Annotated in this window: 16 protein-coding genes; 8 read left to right on the top strand and 8 right to left on the bottom strand. The window is 63.3% G+C overall.

Annotated elements, in window-relative coordinates; genetic code table 11:
• Nucleotides 1-23 precede the first annotated feature (23 nt).
• From D0Y96_RS15675 to rlmD, 4 genes are read left to right on the top strand one after another with little or no spacing between them, the layout of a single operon-like run.
• A complete protein-coding gene (locus D0Y96_RS15675; RefSeq protein WP_117301735.1) occupies nt 24-872 on the top strand; it encodes a biotin--[acetyl-CoA-carboxylase] ligase in 849 nt (282 codons plus the stop codon).
• 4 nt (nt 873-876) lie between these two features.
• Entirely contained in the window at nt 877-1683 is an 807-nt protein-coding gene (locus D0Y96_RS15670) for a type III pantothenate kinase (protein ID WP_117301733.1), read from the top strand.
• Nucleotides 1680-2441 (top strand): hypothetical protein, encoded by a 762-nt coding sequence (locus D0Y96_RS15665; RefSeq protein ID WP_491562714.1) that lies wholly within the window; start codon nt 1680-1682, stop codon nt 2439-2441. Before D0Y96_RS15670 ends, D0Y96_RS15665 begins: the two co-directional genes overlap by 4 nt.
• Nucleotides 2438-3745, top strand: coding sequence for a 23S rRNA (uracil(1939)-C(5))-methyltransferase RlmD (gene rlmD / locus D0Y96_RS15660; RefSeq protein WP_117301728.1), 1308 nt, complete (start codon nt 2438-2440; stop codon nt 3743-3745). Before D0Y96_RS15665 ends, rlmD begins: the two co-directional genes overlap by 4 nt.
• 90 nt (nt 3746-3835) lie before the next feature.
• Here rlmD and D0Y96_RS15655 read toward each other — a convergent pair whose 3' ends face one another.
• From D0Y96_RS15655 to D0Y96_RS15635, 5 genes are all read right to left on the bottom strand, one after another.
• Complete coding sequence (locus D0Y96_RS15655; RefSeq protein ID WP_117301726.1) at nt 3836-4306, bottom strand: hypothetical protein; 471 nt, start codon at nt 4304-4306, stop codon at nt 3836-3838.
• Nucleotides 4307-4990: 684 nt separating this feature from the next.
• Complete coding sequence (locus D0Y96_RS15650; protein WP_117301723.1) at nt 4991-5365, bottom strand: hypothetical protein; 375 nt, start codon at nt 5363-5365, stop codon at nt 4991-4993.
• A gap of 75 nt (nt 5366-5440) precedes the next feature.
• Nucleotides 5441-5629, bottom strand: a complete 189-nt coding sequence (locus D0Y96_RS15645; RefSeq protein WP_147325092.1) for a hypothetical protein — start codon at nt 5627-5629, stop codon at nt 5441-5443.
• The gene (locus D0Y96_RS15640; protein WP_117301719.1) at nt 5626-5991 is read right to left on the bottom strand and encodes a hypothetical protein; all 366 of its coding nucleotides are present in this window, start codon (nt 5989-5991) and stop codon (nt 5626-5628) included. The genes D0Y96_RS15645 and D0Y96_RS15640 overlap by 4 nt, the downstream gene beginning before the upstream one ends.
• Nucleotides 5988-6674: a tyrosine-type recombinase/integrase gene (locus D0Y96_RS15635; protein ID WP_117301717.1), complete on the bottom strand. Its 687-nt coding sequence runs from the start codon at nt 6672-6674 to the stop codon at nt 5988-5990. Before D0Y96_RS15635 ends, D0Y96_RS15640 begins: the two co-directional genes overlap by 4 nt.
• Nucleotides 6675-7201: 527 nt before the next feature.
• Here D0Y96_RS15635 and D0Y96_RS15630 point away from each other — a divergent pair.
• Nucleotides 7202-9862 carry a ComEC/Rec2 family competence protein gene (locus tag D0Y96_RS15630; RefSeq protein WP_215601630.1) on the top strand — a complete coding sequence of 887 codons (2661 nt, stop codon included), beginning with the start codon at nt 7202-7204 and terminating at the stop codon, nt 9860-9862.
• Between the two features lie 78 nt (nt 9863-9940).
• A complete protein-coding gene (locus D0Y96_RS15625; protein ID WP_117301711.1) occupies nt 9941-10633 on the top strand; it encodes a hypothetical protein in 693 nt (230 codons plus the stop codon).
• Nucleotides 10634-10827: 194 nt separating this feature from the next.
• On the opposite strand, the gene glmS is transcribed toward D0Y96_RS15625, so the two are convergent.
• Both glmS and purS read right to left on the bottom strand, forming a co-directional pair.
• On the bottom strand, nt 10828-12708 hold the full coding sequence (gene glmS, locus D0Y96_RS15620) for a glutamine--fructose-6-phosphate transaminase (isomerizing) (RefSeq protein ID WP_117301709.1): 1881 nt from the start codon (nt 12706-12708) through the stop codon (nt 10828-10830).
• Between the two features lie 271 nt (nt 12709-12979).
• On the bottom strand, nt 12980-13222 hold the full coding sequence (gene purS / locus D0Y96_RS15615; protein ID WP_117301707.1) for a phosphoribosylformylglycinamidine synthase subunit PurS: 243 nt from the start codon (nt 13220-13222) through the stop codon (nt 12980-12982).
• Nucleotides 13223-13298: 76 nt separating this feature from the next.
• On the opposite strand from purS, the gene D0Y96_RS15610 reads away from it, so the two are divergent.
• Nucleotides 13299-13859 (top strand): inorganic diphosphatase, encoded by a 561-nt coding sequence (locus D0Y96_RS15610; protein WP_117301704.1) that lies wholly within the window; start codon nt 13299-13301, stop codon nt 13857-13859.
• Nucleotides 13860-14031: 172 nt separating this feature from the next.
• Here D0Y96_RS15610 and D0Y96_RS15605 read toward each other — a convergent pair whose 3' ends face one another.
• The gene (locus D0Y96_RS15605) at nt 14032-14493 is read right to left on the bottom strand and encodes a hypothetical protein (RefSeq protein ID WP_252263828.1); all 462 of its coding nucleotides are present in this window, start codon (nt 14491-14493) and stop codon (nt 14032-14034) included.
• A gap of 166 nt (nt 14494-14659) precedes the next feature.
• On the opposite strand from D0Y96_RS15605, the gene msrA reads away from it, so the two are divergent.
• Nucleotides 14660-15337, top strand: a complete 678-nt coding sequence (gene msrA, locus D0Y96_RS15600; RefSeq protein WP_117301702.1) for a peptide-methionine (S)-S-oxide reductase MsrA — start codon at nt 14660-14662, stop codon at nt 15335-15337.
• Nucleotides 15338-15503: the final 166 nt, after the last annotated feature.

Genomic DNA, 15503 nt, shown 5'->3' with positions numbered 1-15503 from the left:
CCCGGGTTCCAGAGGGGCAGTGCATGGATCAGAGCGGCCGGTACAGCCCGCAGAGTGCGCCGGCAACCGAGGACGGGTTCGATCTGGCGGCTGCCGATGCGGCGCTGGCGGGCACGCCCTTCGCAGGGAAGCTGCGGTACTTTCCGACGATCCATTCGACCAATACTTACGCGATGCAGCAGGCGGACGCAGGCGCTCCGGAGGGGATGGTGTACCTCGCCGATGAGCAGACGGCGGGACGCGGGCGCGGAGCGCATGCGTGGTCTTCTCCGCCGGGATCGGGATTGTACGTCAGCGTTCTGCTGCGTCCGCGCATGGCTCCGGCCGATGCGCTGTGGCTCTCGCTGGCCGCGGGGCTTGCGGTGCGGGCGGCGGTCGAAGAGGTGACTTCGCTCCGGGCCGATCTGCGATGGCCGAACGATCTGCTGCTGGGACGGCGGAAGTTCTGCGGGATTCTGACCGAATTGAATGCCGAGGTCACGCGCGTGCGGCATGCGGTTGTGGGGATTGGAATCAACGTGCATCAGGAGCAGTTTCCGGAGGAGCTGCGCACGCTGGCGACGTCGCTTTGTATCGAAACAGGACGCAACTGGGCGCGGCAGGATTTGCTCCTTGCTTTGTTACAATCGCTGCAGCGCGAAGTCAGCGCGCTGACCTCCGCCACGAACCATGCAGAGAGCATTCTCCGCCGGCTGGAGGGGGCTTCGAGCTGGATTCGCGGCAGGCGCGTGCGCGTGGAAGAGGGCGAGGGTTTTTCCGGGATAACGGAAGGGCTCGACGCGCGAGGTTTTCTTGTAGTGCGCACCGCAGAAGGGCTGCGAACGGTTTATTCCGGCGGCGTGCGCGAAGATCATTCTGCAACGGTCCGGTGATGCCATGCTGCTCGCGCTCAATGTAAACAATACCAACACGCTTATTGCGCTTTACACGCTGGCGGATGGCCACGCGACAGAGCTGCGCGCGACGTGGCGCATCAGCACGCGGCATGCGCAGACGGCCGATGAATACGGAATTCTGATCCGCAACCTGCTGCAGACGGAAGGCGTGAAGGACGGCACGATCAGCAGCATCGTGATCGCGTCGGTGGTTCCGCCGATTGACTGGATACTGCGGCAGTTCTGCGAGCGGTACTTCAACCAGAAGCCACTGTTCATCGAGCCGGGAGTCAAGACGGGGCTGCCGATTCTTACCGATAATCCGAGCGAGGCGGGCGCGGACCGCATTGCCAACTGCGTGGGCGCGTATGAGAAGTACGGCGGGCCGTGCATTGTGGTCGATTTCGGGACGGCAACCAACTTCGACGTGATCTCGCGCCGGGGAGAGTTTCTTGGCGGAGCGATCGCGCCGGGGCTCAATATCAGCGCCGAGGCGCTGTTTGCACGGGCGGCGCGGCTGCCGCGGATCGAGATTCGCAAGCCGGCCAAGGTGATCGGCACGAACACGATCGATAATCTGCAGATCGGATTGTTTTACGGGCATATCGGTCTGGTGGACAGCATTCTGGAACGCATGATCGCCGAGCTGGGCGAGGATACGAAGTGCGTGGCGACCGGAGGGCTGGCGCATATTGTTGCGCACGAGTCGAAGTACATCACGCAGGTCAATGAGACGCTGACGCTCGAAGGCCTGCGCATTATCTATGAACGGAATCGCACGGCCAAAGCCCGGGCGCATGCGACCTGAAGAGATCCGGCCTGGCAGCAGGGCGGCGAGGCGGCAGGAACCTGGAAAACTACTTCAATTACTTCACTGAGATCGAGCAGCGCTTTCAGCAGCGGCGCGGCTCGCTGCTGCTGCTTTCGACCCTGGACTGGGCGCTGATCGAAACATGGAGAGAGGCCGGCGTGCCGCTGGAGGCGGTGCTGCGCGGGATCGATTCGGCCTTTGACCGGCACGAGGCGCGGAAGCAGCGCACGGGCGGCCGCGGCACGCGCCAGGTGAACGGGCTGGCGTGGTGCGCGCAGGAAGTAATGACGGCGGTGGAAGAGATGAAGGAGGCTTCAGTCGGTCTGGCGAAGGCTTCTTCGAGCGATTCGGCGCCGGGTTTTGAGCAGGAGCGCATTGCGCGGCACCTTGCGGGATGCGCTGTGGAGCTTCGCGCGGCGAAACTTGCGGAGCTGGCCATGCAGACAGTGCAGGAGATGGCGGGACGGCTGGAGGAGCTGGCGGCACAGACGCGCGGCGCAGCGGCGGCGAATCTGGAAGAGCTGGAGCGCAACCTGACGGTGCTGGAAGAAAAACTGCTCACGGTGCTGGTGGCGACGACTCCGGAGAAAGAGCTGCTGCGGCTGCGCGAACAGAGCGAGCGCGAGCTGGCGCCGTACCGGCGAAAGATGCAGGCGGTACAGATTCGCCAGATCGAGCAGCAGTTTCTTCACAAGCGGCTGCTGGAGCAGCACAGCCTGCCGCGTCTCAGCCTTTTTTATATGAGCCAGGGATGAAGCTGCGGATAGAGAAGGCGATTTACGGCGGCGCGGGACTGGCGCGGGCGGAAGGCAAGGCGGTCTTTGTGCCGTTTGCGCTTCCGAGCGAAGAGGTGGAAGCGCACATTACGAAGCGCGGCCAGGGATATGACGAGGCGGCGCTCGATGCGGTACTGGAACCTTCGCCGGAGCGCACAGCGGCGGCCTGTCCTTATTTCAGTGCATGCGGCGGCTGCCATTACCAGCATGCGGTGTACGAGGAGCAGCTTCGCATCAAGACGGCGATTCTGCACGAGACGCTGGAGCGGGCTCGTGTTGCCGGTATTCCTGAAATCAGGACGGCCTTCGGCGAGCCGCTCGGATATCGCAACCGCGTGCGGCTGCATGTGCAGCGGGAGCCTTTCGCGCTTTGCTATAAACGGGCGGGATCGCATGCGAACCTGCCGGTCGAGCGGTGTCCGATTGCCGCTGCTGCAGTGCAGCGAGCGATGGAGGCGGTGAGGAGCATCGGCGCGGAAGCGGGCATGGCGGCGTGGGCTGAGGAAGTGGAGCTTTTCACCAATGAGGACGAGAGCGGACTGCTGGTCACGCTCTGGACCTCGCTCGCGGAGCGCGAGGCTGCCGAGCGGCTGCGAACGCTGTGGGGCGTGTTGCGCGCAGAGCTTCCAAAGCTGGCGGGGATGTGCGCGTACTCGGCCGATCGCGGGAAACAGACGGGACGGCGGCTGGCGGCGGAGGGTGAGACCTGGCTCCGTTATCGCGCGGCAGGCCATGAGTACCGCGTGAGCGCGGGGGCGTTCTTTCAGGTGAACCGCTTTCTCGTGGATCGCTTTGTCGAGCTGGCGACAGGCGGGCGCTCCGGTGCGAAGGCGTGGGATCTATATGCGGGCGTGGGGCTTTTTACGGTGCCGCTGGCGGAGACCTTCGAAGAGGTGACGGCGGTAGAGGCGGCTGCGGCGTCGGTTACAGACCTGCGGCACAATCTGCACGCGGCAGCGCCGGAGCGGAAGGCTGCGCGCATCGTCGCATCGGATACGGAGGCCTTTCTTCGCGGCGCGGTCAGGCGCGGAGAGAAGACACCCGATCTGGTGGTCGCCGATCCGCCGCGCGCCGGGCTGGGAAAAGACGTAACAGCACTGCTGGGACAGCTGAAACCAGCGCACATTACTTACGTTTCGTGCGATCCGGCCACGCTCTCTCGCGATCTGCGCGCGTTGGTAGAATCCGGCTATCACCTCAGAGAGATGCATCTGGTGGATATGTTTCCGCACACATTCCACATCGAGTCCGTGACGCAGTTGACGCTGGTGTCACGCGGGTGATGGATACCCACTTTAGCCCGCCTGACACGCGGTGTCCAGCGGAATTGCAGGCATGATGGACACCGCGTGGACACCATGGTCACCGGCGCCTCAGCGCTGGACACCCGTCCGGTGTGACATCAGCCGTGCGGCGATGGCCTTCAGTTCCGGATGATCGAGCCGCGCCAGCAGCTCCGCTTCCTTTGCCGTCCACTCCGACGCGTTCAGCCGCAGCCATGGGTGCTGGTACCGCGCCTCCGGCTCCAGCCAGCACCAGACCAGCATCAGCCACAGACTGAGCGCGTCCGGCCCGCCCGCCGAAGGCTGCGCCACGCGTAACTGCTGCCGCAGCCGGTCGATTTCATCGGTCAGCATCAGCCCGAAGAGCGCCCGGCTTTGCTCGTCCATGCCGTCCCGCTCCACCGGCACCGGATGGCTGTGACCTCCGGCCCGCACCCACGCGGTGAAGGCGCTCAGGGGCTCCTGACGCTGGTGGCGCAGCAGCGTGGCCGTGGCCGGTGCCGGTGCTCCCGGACGCAGCTCCGGCCGACGCTCCCGCTCCCGTGCGATCAGTGATCGCACGGGGGGAGGGGGTGGGGGTGGTATGGGGTGGGTACGGCGTTTGCCTGCCATGCTTTTTCCTCCATGCCCCGATAGCGGAGCGGGTTTCGCGCCTCCCGCAGCCGGTCAGGGCCGAAGAGCGAAGCGTGCCTTGACGGGCGAGGACAGGCGCACACAATGGCCATGCCACGGGGCATGGACGGCCTTTGGTGCGGTCCGTGCGGCGCTCAGGGCAGGCGGCCACGCCCGTCGCGCTGCGCGTGGGAGCACGGGCAGCCGAGCGCAGCGAGGCCGGAGCCCGCGCGGACCCGCGCGGCTGTAGCGTGGGGCTGGCCGCCTGCCCGCGCCGCCATGTGTGCTTTGCCCGTGGGGGCAGCATACTTTCCTTTTGGACAGGATTGCCGGTTGCTGTGACCCGCGCGGGCCGATGGTCCACGTGAGGGCACGCCTGCTGATCCGCGCGGAACCGCACGCTGCCGGACGGAGCTGAGGGGTACGGGCGCAGCCCGTGAGATGGCCCGGCCGCATGAGAGCCGCCGCAGCGCGTGAGCGCGAAGGCGGATGCGGCCGTGCCTGACGGCGAGGCCGATGTGGCCGAGCCCACCGCAGCACGGCGGGTAACAGCGCCGCGGTTGCGCTGGCGGCCGACGTGCCTCACTGCTGATCCGGGCACGAACCCACGCTGCGACTCCGCGCCTGCCCGCTTTACTGCACCCGGCCGCTGCAGCGTCGGCGTGCCGGTGGCAGCTCGCCTGCCTCATAGGCCGCATGCAGCTCGCTGAAACGCTCCTCTGCTATGCGCAGATCGGCGCGGGTCTGTGTGTAGCTCTGCGAGACGAGGATGGCCGCCGCCTGTGCGCTGTAGCCGATGCCATGCACCAGCAGCAGGATGGTGTGGGTTGGGTCGGGCAGGCGGCGCAGCAGTGCGGCGATGTCCATGCGCCAGATCAGCTCCGCATCCCTGTCCCACTGCTTCCTGATGCCGCTGCGGGTCAGCCGCCACGCCGCAATGGTGGTTCGGCCGGGATTACAGGCATGCTCCGCATAGCGGCGCAGCACATTGCGCAGATATGGCTCCATGTTGGCCTCCGAAACGATACAGGCGCGGCCGGAGGGCCGCGCCTGTTGGTTGTGCCCGTGTGAGCGTATCACGCCTCAGATGGCCGCGCTCATGGCTCGTCGCTTCGCCGCCTTCAGCACCGAGACCTGATCGCGCAGCAGACGCGCCCGCCAGTACAGCTCCAGCGTGAGCGCGTCGAACTGCTCGGGGCTGCCGACGCCTTCGATTGCCTCGACCAGCGCGACGATGCTGTCAGAGATGGCCTGCAGGTCGGCCTGCATCACGCGCCAGCCTTTCTCAGCACGCTGAGCGCGGTCTGTGCCGTGTACATGAGCGAGCGGCTCTCTTCGGGTTTGATCCAGCCGCGCTGCTGGCCCACCGCCACGCAGGCAATGAACGCCTGCACGGCCGTGCGGCTGCTGAGCAGCGGCAGCGTGCAGCGCCACGCTGCCGCGGCCACGTTATCGGCCTCGCTCTCGCTGCACTTCGACTCGATGGCTTCCGCGCGGGCCTCGGCGTGTGCCTTCTCGCAATAATGCACGTAGCTTTCGATGGATGCTGACTGCTCGGCTTCGTGCGCTGTTGCCCAGATTTCCGGCACCCAGTGTTTTACAGGGGTTTTTGCAGCTTCTACTGTGTGCTTCATGCCTGATGGGCCTTTCTGCCTTTTGCGGCTTCTTCGATCAGCTCGCGGTCCACGTGGCCGTAGTCGTGATCGAGGTAATAGAGTGTCGAGTCGAGTGACGTATGTCCGAGCAGGTGCTGCACAACGCGCAGGTCTTTGGTGATGTCCATGACTTTGACGGCTGTGCTGCGCCGCAGATCATGCGGCGTTTTGCCCCGGATGCCGAGCCGCCCGCACAGCCGCGCGAACTGCCTGATGAGCGCATGCTGTGTGATCGACCGCCCGTAGAGATGCTGCACGTACGGCCGGGTCCTGTCGGCGTCTGCGGGCACCAGCTCGAATAGCCTGACGAGCTGCCGCGTCACCGGCATGTGCATGGTGCGACCGCCCTTCGTGACGTATCGCAGCTCCTGACTTATGGGGTCATAGTGCTCCGGCGCGATTCGAGCGGCGGTGCCGGACCGCAGCGCCAGATCGCCGCACAACAGGATGAAGCACTGCAGGAATGGCGCCGCGGTCAGCAGCATTGCCTGCCGCTCTTCGTCGGAGATGAGTACGTTGCGTGGCCGCGGCTTGGCCACGACCGGCACCGCCTCTGTGAGCCGCGTGTTGGGTCGCATGAGCCGCAGGAGCGAGCGCAGCGCTCCCATGGCCGAATACTTTGCCGCTGCTGTTTCGCGCTTCGCGAGCAGCGATGTCGCCATCGCCACCACGTCCAGCGCGGTCAGCTCTCTGATCTTTTTTTCGCTGTGCAGCGCGTTGAGGATGACCGCTGCACGCCGCTTGTGACTGTGCGTCCGCTGCTCTTTGATGTAAGCGCTCGTCCACGCAGCGACTGTGCCGAGCGCTTCCCTTTTTTTGACGCAGCTTGCTCCTTCGCCTCGTGACGCCGTGCCTGTTTCGCGCTCGGAAATGACTTCCGCCTGCGCCTGCCGCTGGTGTCCCGCCAGTCGGCGAAGTATCTGCCGTTCTTTTCGAACATGGTGTCTCCTTTTTGTTTTCAGCCTTTGGACACCAAAGTCATTTGCGAGCCCTGTTTATGCGGGTTACGCTGCCATCTACAGCGTTTCCGCACACATTCCACATCGAGTCCGTGACGCAGTTGACGCTGCGCTGACGGTCTTTGTGCGGTCGCTGAGTGACGGCCGCCATGTCCACCGCAACCATCTCCGCGCCCCCTGCCGCTGCTCTCCGATCACGGGCGGCTGCGCACAGACGAACGGCACAGGGCGTGCCGGCAGCACTGCAGTTTGCCGCGGCTCCGGCGCTTTTTGCGGCGTGCTGGTTTGCGGGCGGCGATCTGACCGCGGGATGGCTGTGGTTCGTCCCGGGGCTGGTCTTTGCGGCGCTTGTGCTGTCGATCGCGATGGCGGTGTGGACGGCGTGGCGCGCTCCGCGCATGGGGACGGTTGCGCTGGCTGCGATGTTTCTGCTGCTCGGCCTTTTCTGCGCGGAGATGCAGCCGCGGCCTGCGGAACAGACGCCGCTGGCGCGGCTGGCGGACAATTCGCCGAGGCTGGTCCGGGGGCGCGTGATTCGCTACGGGCCGGTGCGCAGCGTGGAATCGTCGTCGCCGTTTTCGACGAAGCTGCGGCCGGAGCACAGCCAGCAGATCGATGTGCGGGTTTCCTTCGTAAGCGGCGCGGGCGGCGATGCACTGCCGCGTCCGGAGACAGCGCGGATCACATTGTTTGCACCGGCGGAGGCACCGTTTCCGCAGATTCACTGCGGCGACGGACTGAGCGGGACGTTCGCGCTGCATACGGAGGAGCGGTTTCTCGATCCGGGAGTGTGGGACGCGGGCGCGTGGCTGCGCAGGCAGGGCGTTGCGGCGCTGGCAAGCGCGAATGCGGCGAAGGCCTCTGTGGTTGCTGCGCATCGGCCGGCGACGGAAGAGCTTTCGTGCAGGCTGCATGCGCTGCAGGAGGCGGCGAGCACGCGGATTCTGCAGTTTGCCAGTGCGCCGGACACCCCTTCGGGGCGCATCGCAGAACATCTGCCCGCGCTGCTGCGGCTCTCGCAGGAAGATGCCGTGATGCTGACGGCGATGCTGACGGGAGACCGCACGTTTCTGGCGCATCGGGTGCGGGTGGGCTTTGAGAGGACGGGATCGTTTCATCTGCTGGTCGTCTCGGGCATGCATCTGGCGATCTTTTCGAGCCTGGTCTTCTGGATGGCGCGGCGGTTGCGGCTGCAGCGGGTTGCGGCCACGCTGGCGACGATCGGGCTGTCGTTTGGCTATGCGTTTTTTAGCGGTTTTGGGCAGCCGGTGGAGCGGGCCTTCTGGATGGTGGCGCTGTATCTGACGGGGCGGCTGCTGTGGCGCGAGCGGCAGCCGCTGAACGCCATAGGATTTGCGGCGCTGGCGATGCTGGCGGCGAATCCGGCGGCGCTTTTCGATGCCGGCTTTCAGATGACGCTGCTTTCGGTGATCGCCGTCGCAGGTATTGCCGTGCCGATGGCGGAGCGGAGTTTCGGGCCGTATCTGCGGGCGACGAAGGATCTGTGGCTGCTGCCGCTCGATCCGGCGCTGCCTGCAAAGATTGCGCAGTTTCGCGTGAGCCTGCGGATGCTGGCACAGGGGCTGCAGATGTTTACGGGAAGGCGCGTGGCGCGGCTCTGCTTTCCTGGGATGGTGCGGCTGGCGCTGCTGTGCCTGGAGGTGCTGGTGACTTCGGCGGCGATCGAGCTGATGATGGCGCTGCCGATGGCGGTTTACTTCCACCGCATCACGATTGCGGCGCTGCCGGTGAATTTGCTGATCGTTCCATTGCTGGGGCTGCTGCTGCCGTCGGCACTGATCACATTTTTTCTGCTGCTGGCGGCGCCTTCGCTGGCCGCTGTGCCGGGGGCGTTCACGGCGCTGCTGCTGCACGGGGTTACGGGGATCGTTCACTTCTTCGGCAGTAGCCGGGCAGGCGATCTTCGCATTCCGGCGCCGTCAGGACCTGCGGTGGTGCTGGCGATTCTGCTGATGGCGCTGGCCATTGCGGCGGTGCGGAGGCACCGCTTCGGCATTCCCGCGGCGCTGGTACTGCTGGGCGCGAGCGTAGCGGCGACGGTGCTTCCGCAGCCGCAGCAGCATCGGGCGGGCACGCTGGAGGTGACGGCGATCGATGTGGGGCAGGGCGACTCGCTGCTGGTGGTGACGCCGGACGGGAAGACGCTGCTGGTCGATGCGGGAGGGCTGGTGGGCGAGTCGCCGGATGCGAATTTCGATATCGGCGAGGATGTGGTTTCGCCGGTGTTGTGGTCGCGCGGGATTCGGAGGCTGGATGCTGTGGCGATTACGCATGCGCACGCGGATCATATTGGCGGGATGGCCGCGGTGCTGGCGAATTTCCGTCCGCGCGAGCTGTGGATCGGGATCAATCCCCGATCTGCGATGTATGACCGCGTGATGGCGGAGGCGAGTTTGCTGAGGGTGACGGTGAGGCGGCACACGGCAGGCGAGGAGTTTCGCTTCGGCGAGGATACGGCGGTGCGGGTGCTGGCTCCGGCGGCGGATTACCGGCCTGCGGCGTCGCCGGGCAATAACGACTCGATGGTGCTGCAGCTTCGTTACGGCAAGACCTCCGCCCTGCTGGAGGGCGATGCAGAAGCGCCGAGCGAGGAGCGCATGCTGGCCGAGGGCGGCCTGCACTCCGATGTGCTGAAGGTCGGGCACCATGGCAGCCGCACGTCGACGACACCTGCATTCCTGGCCGCAGTTCGACCGGAATGGGCAGCGATCTCGGTGGGGCGGCGGAATTTCTACGGGCATCCGCGGCACGTGGTGCTGGAGGAGCTGCAGCAGGCTCAGGTGAAGACCTTTCGCACCGACATGCTGGGGCTGACGACGTTTTATCTGGACGGGACGCGGGTGACGGCGAGCCTGCCTTCCCGGCAGTGAGTGTCATATCCGTGCGTATTGCAACAGAGAAGGCTTCCCTCATAATGGGTCTGCAAAAGCAGACCATGGAGAACATGTTTGTCCACAGACCGTAAATTAGCCTGGGCCGCACTTATTCTGGGCGTCGCCGGCCTTATCCCTCTGATTCACGAATCCGCTCGAACTGCGACTGCTGTGGCGCTGGTGATACTCATCGCTGTGATTGCACTCGGATTTATAGAATGGAAGATGAACCGGACCGTTCTCACGACCACCTGCCTCGCCAAAAAAGTGATCCTGAAAGATTCTTCGGGCAGAGCCGCCGTGCTTCGGCGCACCCAGACTGTCAGGGTCAATTTCGGCTCCGTCGATCAGCTCTGGTTTCGCAATATGGTAGCCGACGGTCAACTTGGCCCTGTGAGGATCGATGGTTGCGCGCCATCGCAGATCACGTCCATGGGCTGCCTGCAAAGCTATGCCATCCATCTGAAGCCCGCCCTGAATCGTGGCGATGAAAGAACCATCACACTTGAATGTGAGGTGTACGACTCATTCCTGGACGATCACGAAGGTCTGCTGCACGAAGTGGCGCTCGACACGAGAAAAGTGGAACTGGAAGTGGAATTGCCGGAAAATCGCCCTTGCCGGAACGCTTCACTAATGCTGGAAGCGGGTGGAGAACCCGCCAGAACGCTGGAAAAACCTCTCATTTACAACGGAGGACGCTGTATCCGATCGGTTATTAAAAACCCTAAAACCGGATTTACCTATCACCTGCACTGGGATTGGTAATTACTACTGACCGCCGATTTTCCTCATTTGTCTGCCCTTTCTCTGTGATCATCTCTCCAATGGAGATGACCCGCAAACCTATCTGTCTCCAAGTATATCGGACGCGTCAAGTCGCGCATCAGTTTTAGAGACTTTAGAGACATTCCGCCCTGCTTTAATCGATACTGACGAAAAGCTGAAACACTGGCGGGCGCTCACTCCACAGTGACCGATTTTGCGAGATTGCGGGGCTGATCGACGTCGCAGCCACGGCGCACGGCGATGTGATAAGCGAGAAGCTGCAGCGGGATAACGTCGAGGATAGGCAGCAGCAGCTCGGGCGCGGCGGGGATGCAGAGCACGTGGTCGACGAGCTGGCGGATGGCGGTATCGCCCTCGATGGCGACGGCGATGACTTTGCCGGAACGCGCGGTGACCTCCTGAATATTGGAGAGGGTCTTCTCGTAGCGGAGGACGGAGTCGCGGTTGTGCTCATCCTTTGTGGCGAGGACGATGACGGGAAGCGTCTCGTCGATGAGGGCGTTGGGGCCGTGCTTCATCTCGCCGGCGGGATAGCCCTCGGCGTGGATGTAGGAGATCTCCTTGAGCTTGAGCGCGCCTTCGAGCGCGATGGGATAGTGAATGCCGCGGCCGAGGAAGAGCGCGTCGCGGGCGCCGGAGTAGCGCCTGGCGAGCGCTTCGCACTCGCTGTCGCAGGTGTGCAGAATCTCGCGCACCTTACCGGGCAGCAGACTGAGGGCTTCGACCAAGGTGCGGCTTTCGTCCTCGCTGACGGAGCCGCGCACCTGGGCCAGATGCAGCGCGAAGAGAAAGAGCGCGACGAGCTGAGAGGTGAAGGCCTTGGTGGAGGCGACGCCGATCTCGGGCCCGGCATGGGTGTAGATGGTGCCGTGGGCTTCGCGGGCGATCATGGCGCCGACGACGTTGCAGATGGCAACGGTCTTTGAGCCTTTGGCGATCATTTCGCGCTGCGCGGCGAGGGTGTCGGCGGTTTCGCCGGACTGGGTGATGAGCAGGCCGAGCGTGTTGCGTCCGGCGATGGGATCGCGATAACGGAACTCGCTGGCGTAGTCGACTTCGACGGGGATGCGCGCGAGGCGCTCGATCATGAATTTGCCGGCGGTGGCGGCGTGCCAGCTGGTTCCGCAGGCGGCGATGTTGATCTTTTCGATGTCGCGGAATTCCTCGTCGGAGATCTCCATTTCGGCGAGAAAGACGCGGCCGGTGTCGAGCGAGATGCGGCCGAGGGTGGTGTCTCGGATGGCGCGGGGCTGCTCGAAGATCTCCTTGAGCATGAAGTGCTTGTAGCCCCCTTTTTCCGCCTGGATGGGGTCCCACTGAATGCGCTGCAGGGGCCGCTCGATGAGATGGCCATCGAAATCGGTCAGCGTGACACCGGAGGGGGTGAGGATGGCCATGTCGCCGTCGGCGAGGAAGTACAGATTGCGCGTATAATGCAGGATGCCGGGCACGTCGGAGGCGACGAAGTTTTCACCCTCGCCGACACCGACGACGGCGGGCGGTCCGTTCCGGGCGGCGACGATTTTGTTCGGCTCGCCGGCGGAGATGACGCTGATGGCGAAGGCTCCGGTAAGCCGGCGGACGGCGCGGCGGACGGCGTCTTCGAGGGAGAGCGTTTTACCGGATTCAGCGGCGGATTTGAGCTGCTGCTCGATCAGGTGCGCGATGACTTCGGTATCGGTCTCGGTGACGAACTGGTGGCCTTCGGAGGCGAGCTCGTGCCGGAGCGCCAGATAGTTTTCAACGATGCCGTTGTGTACGACGACGATGCGGCCGGAGCAGTCGCGATGAGGATGGGCATTCTCTTCGGTGGGGCGGCCATGCGTGGCCCAGCGGGTGTGGCCGACGCCCCAGGAACCCTCGATGGGGCGCTCGCGGATGACATCCTCAAGGTTTTTCAGCTTGCCGGGGGCGCGCCGCAGCTCCAGCCCGTGGCCATTGCCGACGGCGATGCCCGCCGAATCGTATCCGCGGTACTCGAGCCGTCTGAGGCCCTCGATGATGATGGGAACCACTTCTTTGCGGTTCCCTACGTAGCCAACAATGCCGCACATAGAAACAGGGTACAGAAACAGGGCGCAGAACAGAACACAGGGCGCAGCGCTCAGGGCACAGGAAAAAATTCTGTAAAACGGGAAATGCGTCCATCAGGGGCTGAAGCCCGGAATTCTTTTCGACCTTTGCGGCACGGCTGAAGCCGTGCCCTGATACAAAACAGATTTTCAGTATTCGATATAAAGCAGAATTCCAGTGCCTTCCGAAGATTGCTCCATACAGGAGCAGTGTCCCGGCAATTCCGGCCAGGCCTGAAGGCGGGAGCCGAAGCTATTCGAGCTCGAAGGTGTATTCCTCGATCACCGGATTGGTGAGCACCTCGCGGGCGATGCGGTCGACTTCGGCGCGGGCAGAGGCGGCGTCGAGGGTGTCGTCGAGACGCAGTTCAAAGTACTTTCCCTGACGCACGTCTTCGATGCCTTGATACTGCATCTTCTTCAATGCATTATGGATAGCCTGTCCCTGCGGGTCGAGGACGGTTTTTTTCAGCGTAACATAGACATGAGCCTTCATCGTGCCCGATTATAAACGGTATCCCCCGCGGGCCCTTCCCGGTGCAAGCGGCACATCCTTCTGAGAATGGAATTTTATGGTCAATTATCTCGAACTGCCGATCGGTGAAAAGATGCCGGAAGTCATCAACGCCGTGATTGAAATTCCGTTTGAAGGCATTAATAAGTACGAGTACGACAAGCAGCTTCACGTTTTCCGGCTGGACCGGAATCTCTATTCGCCGGTTCACTATCCGGGAGATTACGGCTTTATTCCTTCGACACTAAGCGACGACGGAGACCCTCTCGACGTGCTGGTGCTGGTGGATGCTCCCAGTTTTCCGGGGTGCGTGATGCAGGTGCGCCCGATCGGAGTGCTGGAGATGCTGGACCAGGGCGTGCTGGACGAAAAGATTCTGGCGGTCGGCCGCAAAAATCCGCGCTACACCGATGTGTGGAATTATTCGGAGATCTATCCGCACATGCTGAAGGAGATTACCCACTTCTTCTCCATTTACAAGGACCTTGAAGGGAAGCGGGTGGAGATTCATGGCTGGCACGATGCGGCCTATGCCCGCGACCGCGTGCAGTATGCAGCGAAGAATTTCCACGATCACAAGGAAAAGAAGCACCTGATCGAGGCCAGCACCACAAAGTAAACCGCGGGCTGGCCATAAAGGACGGCAGGAGTATTCCTTTTCGGCCAGCCTGTTTTGAAACCCGGCCATCCGGTACCGGATGGAAATGCCGCACAATCTGTTCTTTTCAAGAAGATGCGTTCTGCGCGGAGTGGCTGCGTCTGCACCCCTTCTGACCGCGCCTGTCGCGCGGTTATGGGACGTGGTGAATGATGTGGTGCGTCACGCCTTCAGCGGCGACCAGCACGAGGGTGAGGATGGCGAGCGCGATCTGGAAGGCTTCTGAGCGCAGCTGCTTTGGTGAAGCCGGGCGGACACGCCACTGCGCAGCCGGGCGCTTGCGCAGAGTGCGGATGCGCCACAGGACATAGAGATTGATGACGGAGCCGGCGACGGCAATCGTCATCATGGGAATGCGGAAGATGTCGGCATGAAAGCCGCGAGCGGGCCGGTGCAGACCGGCGGCGGCGGCGAGCGCGGTGAGTCCGATGAGAACACGGATGCCGCTGACGGCCATGACCATCGTGCAGGCGCTTTGCAGAAGAATCAGGATGAAGCTGGAAAATCCGATGGCCCAGGAACGGGCACCGGCTTCAGGAACAGCACCGGCATCGTTCGCCGTGATCTCAGCAGTGTTGCTTTCAGGGAGAGACATACTTTCCTTCTTTTTACATCAGGGGATACGACGCTTCCATTGCATCCGGATTCACAGCGCGCGCGGCGGTTTCATGGTGTGAAAGTGTTTCTTTCCGCTCGCCCTTCGGCTGAGGGTGTAACCATTTGACGTTTCGCGGATCATATAGAGAGTGAGGTACGTCACGATGCATCGCTGCCTGCGTCTCTTTGCGCTTTCTCTTCTGACCGTGGCTCTGGCCGGATGTACGGCTCAGGCTGCGTCGGGTGCTCCGGTTCCTCCGCCGAAGATGGACGCAACGCCTGCGGCGGGCGCGCAGCAGACGGCAGTGTTTGCCGGCGGCTGCTTCTGGGGGACGCAGTCGGTCTTCGAGCGGGTGCGCGGCGTGGTGGATACGGCGGCGGGCTATGCGGGCGGCTCGGCCTCGACGGCGACCTACAATCAGGTGACAACGGAGACGACAGGACACGCGGAGTCGGTGAAGGTGGTCTACGATCCCTCGCAGATTACGTATGGACAGCTGCTGCGTATTTTCTTCTCGGTGGCGCACGATCCGACGCAGCTGAACCGGCAGGGACCGGATGTGGGGCCTTCGTACCGGTCGGTGATCTTTTATGCCAATGACGAGCAGAAGCGCATCGCGACCGATTACATTGCGCAACTGGATGCGGCGAAGGTGTTTTCAAAGCCGATCGTGACGCAGGTGACGCCGCTCAAAGGTTTTTATCGCGCCGAAGAGTATCACCAGGATTATGCGCTGAGGAATCCGGACAATCCTTATATTCAGATCTGCGACAGGCCGAAGGTGGAAACTCTGAAGAAAGAGTTCCCTGACCTGTTCGTTCGCTATACGGGCAAAAAATAGGCGGCGGCAGCTCCGGGGCTGAAGCCCCTTTTCCCACTCGCTTCTTCACCGGGCTAAAGCCCGGTGCTTCCACCGATCTCGCTCCGCGAGATCTTTCCGCACAGGCGAAAGAGCCTGACGCATCATCAGCTCCGATTACACGGCAAAAAACAGGCGGCGGCGAGAA

This window comes from Paracidobacterium acidisoli (assembly GCF_003428625.2).
GTDB classification, from domain to species: domain Bacteria; phylum Acidobacteriota; class Terriglobia; order Terriglobales; family Acidobacteriaceae; genus Paracidobacterium; species Paracidobacterium acidisoli.
This window is presented reverse-complemented; position numbering and strand designations above follow the sequence as displayed.